The organism is Burkholderia sp. Ax-1720 (genome assembly GCF_011753035.1).
In the GTDB taxonomy this organism is placed as follows: domain Bacteria; phylum Pseudomonadota; class Gammaproteobacteria; order Burkholderiales; family Burkholderiaceae; genus Burkholderia; species Burkholderia gladioli.
In genome coordinates this window covers 21,392-27,872 of sequence record NZ_VWWK01000092.1, presented here as the reverse complement: position 1 = coordinate 27,872, position 6,481 = coordinate 21,392, and the positions used below count along the sequence as shown (strand labels likewise).

Here is a 6,481-nt window from a genome sequence, read left to right as displayed (position 1 = left end):
ATCGGCATCGGCATGGGCCTCGTTGAGCTTCGCCCACGACCTGCCGCTGGTGAAGCTCTACGAGGCCCATGCCGATGCCGATGCGATCCTGGCCGAACTCGAAGCGCAGCCGGCCGGGAATCAGCCCGAACCCGAACTTGAGCCCGAGCCCGGGCTGCTGGCCGTGTGGGCGGCGCGCATGCCGGGCCAGGAACTACGCGTCACGCATCGCGAGGGCGAAGGCGCAGCGGTGCGCCTCACCGGCACCAAGGCCTGGTGCTCGGGCGCGGCCTGCGTCGACACCGCCCTGCTCACCTGCCTCGACGAAGCCGGCCACGACCGCCTCGCCGCCGTGCCGATGCGACAACCCGGCGTGACGGTCAGCACGCGCGGCTGGGAGGCGCTGGGCATGCGCGCCACGCAGAGCGTCGAGGTCGATTTCGCCGACGCGTCCGCCAGGCTGGTCGGGCCGCCCGACGGCTACCTGCGGCGCCCCAGCTTCTGGCATGGCGGCGCCGGCATCGCCGCCTGCTGGTACGGCGCGGCCGCCGCGCTGGCGCGGCCCGGCATGCTGCACGCGGCACCGGCCGCCGTCGATCCTGCCTCCGGCGCCGCCGAATCCACCGCGATCCCGACGCGCATCGTCACCATGAACTGGGAACTCACCGAGACGCTGCTCGCGCTCGGCGTGGTGCCGATCGGCGTGACGCTGCCCGACTGGTATCGCAGCTCGATCGTCGAGCCGCCGCTGCCGCCGGGCATTGCCGACGTCGGCCTGCTGTACCAGCCGAACTTCGAGGTGCTGCTCACGCTCAAGCCCGACCTGCTGGTGCTCACGCCGGGCCACGCGCCGGCGATCCGCATCCTGCAGCGGATCGCGCCGACCATCATCCTGAGCCAGTACATGACCAGCGAGACGCCGTATCGCGATCTGTGCGACGAGACCGGCAAGCTGGCCGCGCGCGTCGGCCGCCCGCGGCGCGCCGTCGAGCTGGTGGCCGAGGCCGAGCGCACCATCGAGACCGTGCGCGCCGGGCTCGCCGCCCGGCCGGCGCGGCTCGGCAAGCCGGTGATCGTGGCCGACCTGGTCGACGACCGGCACCTGCGCGTCTATGGCCGCGGCAGCCTGTTCGACGAGATGCTCGACAAGATCGGCGTGCGCAATGCCGCGCATCCGCGCGACGGCGGGCCGGTCTGGCCGACCCAGGCCGGTTATTCGCTGGTGCCGCTGCAGCGGCTCGCCGAGGTGCCCGAGGCCAGCGTGCTGCTGGTCGGCCCGGTCAAGGCGCCGGCCCGTGCCGGCCTGGCCGGCAATGCGATCTGGCACGCGCTGCCGGCGGTGCGCGAGCGCCGCGTGGCCGAGCTGCCGGTGATCGCGCCGTATGGAGGATTGGTGTCGATGCAACGTTTCGCGCGGGCGATCGACGCCGCGCTGGGCACGATCGAGGCGGGAGGCGGCGGTGTTGCGTAACCTGATGAGCCTGCCGCGCCAGGCCGCGCCGCGCGATACGCGCTGGTGGGTGATCGGCGCGATGATCGCGGTCTCGCTGCTGCTGGCGATCCTCGGCATCCGCGCCGAACTCGACGGCGCCTCGTTCTGGCAGGCGCTGAGCTCCCCCGATCCGCACAACCTGCGCGAGATCCTGGTGCGCGACAGCATGCTGCCGCGCATCGCCATGACCCTGTTGTGCGGCGGCGCGCTGGCGCTGGCCGGCACCCTCGCGCAGCAGGTGCTGCGCAATCCGCTGGCCGAGCCGATGACGCTCGGCGTGTTCCCGGGCGCCTATCTCGCGCTGATCGTCGCCGATCTGTGGGGCCCGTCCTGGCTGGTGGCGGGGCGGCCCGTGATCGCCCTGGCGGGCGGGCTGCTGGCGATGCTGGCGGTGTTCGCGCTGTCGGCGCGGCAGCGCATGGCGCCGCTCGCGGTGGTGCTCTCCGGCATGATCGTCAACCTCTATTGCGGCGCGATCAGCCTGGCGCTGTCGATGGCGCACTTCGAGCTGCTGCGCGGCCTGATGATCTGGGGCGGCGGGGCGCTCGACCAGACCGGCTGGCACGAGAGCCGCATGCTCGGCGTGGCGGTGCTCGGCTGCGCGATCGTGACCGTGCTGCTGCGCCGTCCGCTCGGCGTGTTCGATGCCGGCGACTCGACCGTGCGCAGCCTCGGCGTCGGCCTGCACCGCACGCGCGTGGTGGCGCTGCTGGTGGCGGTGGTGCTGACCGCGGCGGTGGTCTCGACGGTCGGCGTGATCGGCTTCGTCGGCCTGGCCGCGCCCACCCTGGCGCGCCTGGCCGGCGCGCGCCGGCTCGGCCAGCGCCTGGTCTGGGCACCGCTGCTGGGCGCCGCGCTGCTGTGGCTGACCGACGAACTGGTGCGCGTGGTGTCGTCCGCCGAGCTGTTCTCCGCGCATCTGCTGCCGACCGGCACCGTCACCTCGCTGATCGGCGTGCCCCTGCTGCTGTTCCTGCTGCCGCGCCTGCGCGCCCAGCCGGACCTGCACGCGGCCGGCATCGCCGCGCCGGCGCCCGCGCGGCTCGCGCGCCGCCTGCCGCTGGCCTTGCTGGCGCTGGTGGTGGTGCTGGCGCTCAGCTTCGGCGTGACGCGCACGGTCGACGGCTGGCGCATCGGCGATCTCGAGCAGATCCGCGCCATCATGTTCTGGCGCCTGCCGCACACGGTGGCGGCGGCCGCGGCCGGCGTGCTGCTGGCGATCGGCGGTACCCTGATCCAGCGCATCACCGCCAATCCGATGGCCAGCCCGGACCTGCTCGGCGTCAGCTCGGGCGGCATGCTCGGCCTGGTGGTGGCGCTGTTCATGGGCGTCACGCCCGGGCCCGGCATGTTGTTCCTCAGTTGCCTGGTGGGCGTGGTGGTCACGCTGGCGGTGCTGATGTGGCTCGGCTCGCGCGTGGCCTTCGCGCCGGAGCGGCTGCTGCTGATCGGCGTGGCGATCAGCGCGCTGCTGCAGGCGGTGGTCAGCGCCATGATGTCGAGCGGCGATTCGCGGGTGGGGCTGCTGCTCAACTTCATCGTCGGCTCGACCTATTACGTGCAGGCGCCGATCGCCTACGCCGCCGCCGTGATCGCGCTGCTCGGCCTGGTCTGCGCGCCGCTGATGAGCCGCTGGATCGAGACGCTCGGCCTGGGCGCCGGCGTGGCGGGGGGGCTCGGTATTCCGGTCGGGCGCGCGCGCCTGCTGATCCTGCTGCTGGCCGCGGTGCTGACCGCCGCCTCGACCCTGCTGGTCGGCCCGCTGTCCTTCGTCGGGCTGATCGCGCCGCATATCGCGCGCTTCTCGGGCGCGCGCCGGCCCGCCTCGCAGATCCTGGTGGCGGCGATGATCGGCGCCTTGCTGATGACCTTCGCCGAATGGCTGGGCCGCCAGTTGGTATTTCCGGAGGAGGTGGCCTCGGGCCTTGTGGCCACCCTGATCGGCGGTCCTTACCTGATCGCGCTGATGCTGCGCAAGACGGCCACCTCGACCTGATGCCGGGGCGGCGCGCGCATGCCCGTCGAGGCGTGCGCGTGCCGTGCCCCGACTCGCGGAGATCGGTTCCGATCGCGCCGCGCTATTCCCCACATTCCCTATCACGCAGCGACGCACCGGTGGGCGCGTGGCTGCGTCGATTCATCGAATTGCCGCGCGTAATCGGGCCGGCGCATCGTTTCGCCATCGCATTCGATAAGCAATTCCGTCGATGCGGCATCCGGGGCCCAGGGCCGGAGAAATACGTCTGAAATGCCCGGGAAATGCGCGCCGCCCCCCGCATCCTGCCGCCTCGCGCACGCCGCGCCTCTCCGCTGCGGCGCCGATGCATTCGAACGATTGGAAACCACGGTCCGCAAGGGCAATTTCATCGTGTTTGAGTTCGTAAATGAATTGCAAATGAGAATCGTTATCGGTAATATTCCGTCTCGCGTTCCGGCGTGGGGAAGGTGCGTAGGCCGACCGGACGCGATCAACCGTATCTCGAAATGCATTGCCAGCATTTCGCCTGCATGCGGTGATTCTTACAAACGGCCGCCGGGTCGTTGTTCCGGGCGACGGCGGACGAAACCACACTTGGAGCGCAATCAACAAATGGGAATCTCGATGGACGTGTGGCGACGCGGCAGACGCGTTTCGTATCGACAGGCAGGGGCGATCCGGCTGACGCCGATCGCGATCGCGTTGTGCGCGACCTGGGCCGGCGCGGCGCACGCGCAGCAGGCGGCCAGCACGGCGCAGAGCACGGCGCTGCCGACCGTGTCGGTGTCGGCCGAGGCCGACGCGACGACCGAGGACAGCGGTTCGTACTCATCGCGCAATGCCACCATCGGCGGTCGCACGCCGGTGCCCATCAAGGAGATTCCCGCCTCGGTCTCGGTGCTGACGCGCCAGCGGATGGACGATCAGAACATGACGACCATCCAGGACGCGCTGCGCAACATGACGGGCGTGAGCGCGTTCGAATACGGTGACGGCACGGCCTACTACCATGCTCGCGGCACGGCGCTCGGCATCGAGTTCGACGGTGTGTCGATCGTCAGCGGCCTGCAGTACCTGCAGCAGTTCGACCTCGGCATCTACGACCGCGTGGAACTGATCCGCGGCCCGAACGCGGTGCTCGACGGCAACGGCGAGCCGGGCGGCACGGTGAACCTGGTTCGCAAGCGCCCGCAGAAGGAATTCCACATCGGCACCGAAACGCAGGTCAGCTCGTTCGGCGGCGTGCGTCAGATGGTCGACGTGACGGGCTCGCTGAACAAGGACGGCACGCTGCGCGGGCGCGCCGTGCTGATCGGCAGCGACCAGCATCAGTCGATCGACCGGGCGCGCACCAAGGAGGTGACCGCCTACGGCGCGATCGATTGGGACATCACGCCGCGCACGACGCTGTCGATGTCGGCTGGCTACCAGGTCAATACCAATACCGGCTTCGACTACGGCGCCTCGGGCCTGTTCGCCACCCCGACCAGCCCGGCGCCGTTCGCGCGCGTGCCGAGCTCGTTCTCGCAGAACTTCGCGCCGGACTGGAACTACGCGTACAACTCGCTGCAGGAAGTCAACGCGAACCTGGTCCATCGCTTCTCGAACGGCTGGAAGTCGCAGACCACGCTGTTCTATCGCCATGAATTCGTGAAGTCCGACGAGGCCGACAGCGGGCCGGGCGCACTCGCCCCGGGCATCGCGCGCTACACCGAGCGCCGGCAGCAGAACACCTACGACTGGTTCGGGGCCGACACCAACGTGAGCGGGCCGATCCAGGCGTTCGGCCGCACCCACACGCTGACGGTCGGTGCCAACTACTCGCTGATGTCGGAAACGGCTTACAGCGGCAACGCCTCCCTGGCCGGCCCGGGCCCGCTCGGCACCTTCAGCCTCTACGATCCGAACGTGATCGGCAAGGTCGACGTGCCGTTCACGTTCGGTACCAATACGCGCCTGGTCCAGTACGGTTTCTACGCGCAGGCGCGCGTCAAGCTGCTCGACCCGCTGACCCTGGTCCTGGGTGGTCGCGAGGCCTTCTACGAGCAACGCTCGCAGTCGCTGCTGCCGACCGTCGCGGACTGGCAGACCGACGTGAACCTGAATCACAAGTTCCTGCCGTCGGTGGGCCTGGTGTGGGATATCACGCGCAACACGACGGCCTACGCGAGCTTCTCGCGCTTCCTCGCCGCGCAGGTCGCGAACGAGGTCGGCGGCAGCCTGGTGCCGCCGCGTACCGGCGAGCAGTATGAAATCGGCGTGAAGAACAGCTTCCTGGGTGGGCGTCTCAATACCACCGCGGCGCTGTTCCGGATCAACGACAACAACCGCGCGGTCGCCGACCCGAACAATCCCGGTTTCTCGATCCCGGCCGGCAAGGTGCGCGACCAGGGCTTCGAATTCGAGGTCACCGGGCAGCCCACCGAGAACTGGAACGTCTATGCCGGTTACACGTACCTGAATGCCGCTTACGAGAACGCCGCCGCGGATCTGTCGGAAGGCACCGATCCGAAGCACCTGTTCAAGCTGTGGACCAAGTACGCGTTTTCCTCGGGCAAGCTGCGCGGCCTGTCGGTCGGCGGCGGCATGCTGGCCCAGACGCAGACCACGCGCGGCGTGGTGCAGGGCGGCTACGCGATCTTCAACGCGCAGGTCGGCTACCGCTTCAACAAGCATGTCGAGGCCTCGCTCGCGCTGAACAACATCTTCAACCGCGACTACTACCTGCGTCCGCCCGGCAACTTCTACAGCGTGTTCGGCGATCGCCGCAACGTGATGCTGACGGTTCGCTCGGACTTCTGATCGAACCCACCCGGCGGCGGGCAGGTCCCGCCGCCATGCAACAAGCCCGGGCGCTCCGCTAGCCCGGGCGGTTTCACCCGGTTGGTCCGGGAGCGTGTACCGGCAGTGAGGGTGTGCGTGACAGCGGCGGTCACGAAGTGGTCGTGAAATTGAAACATAGAATGCGAATCATTCCGATTTGCATTGTGAATTTTTATAACTTACCCGCGTACGACAGCTTCGGGCCGAAG

General features: G+C 69.4%; 3 protein-coding genes. All 3 read left to right on the top strand.

The genetic code is table 11. The features are described 5' to 3' along the window. Positions 1 to 1,450, top strand: a 1,450-nt coding sequence (locus F3J18_RS23155) for an ABC transporter substrate-binding protein (protein WP_240156427.1), incomplete at its 5' end; no start/stop codon positions are given. Beyond that, positions 1,440 to 3,467 carry a Fe(3+)-hydroxamate ABC transporter permease FhuB gene (fhuB, locus tag F3J18_RS23150; RefSeq protein WP_345892528.1) on the top strand — a complete coding sequence of 676 codons (2,028 nt, stop codon included), beginning with the start codon at positions 1,440 to 1,442 and terminating at the stop codon, positions 3,465 to 3,467. The genes F3J18_RS23155 and fhuB, both read left to right, overlap by 11 nt. A 594-nt stretch (positions 3,468 to 4,061) precedes the next feature. Next, complete coding sequence (locus tag F3J18_RS23145; protein ID WP_166914447.1) at positions 4,062 to 6,251, top strand: TonB-dependent siderophore receptor; 2,190 nt, start codon at positions 4,062 to 4,064, stop codon at positions 6,249 to 6,251. The last annotated feature ends 230 nt before the right edge of the window (positions 6,252 to 6,481 follow it).

What these genes read in the sequence shown, in the direction of transcription:
- F3J18_RS23145 (WP_166914447.1), top strand. Translation starts at nt 4,062, where the DNA reads ATGGGAATCTCGATGGACGTGTGGCGACGCGGCAGACGCGTTTCGTAT.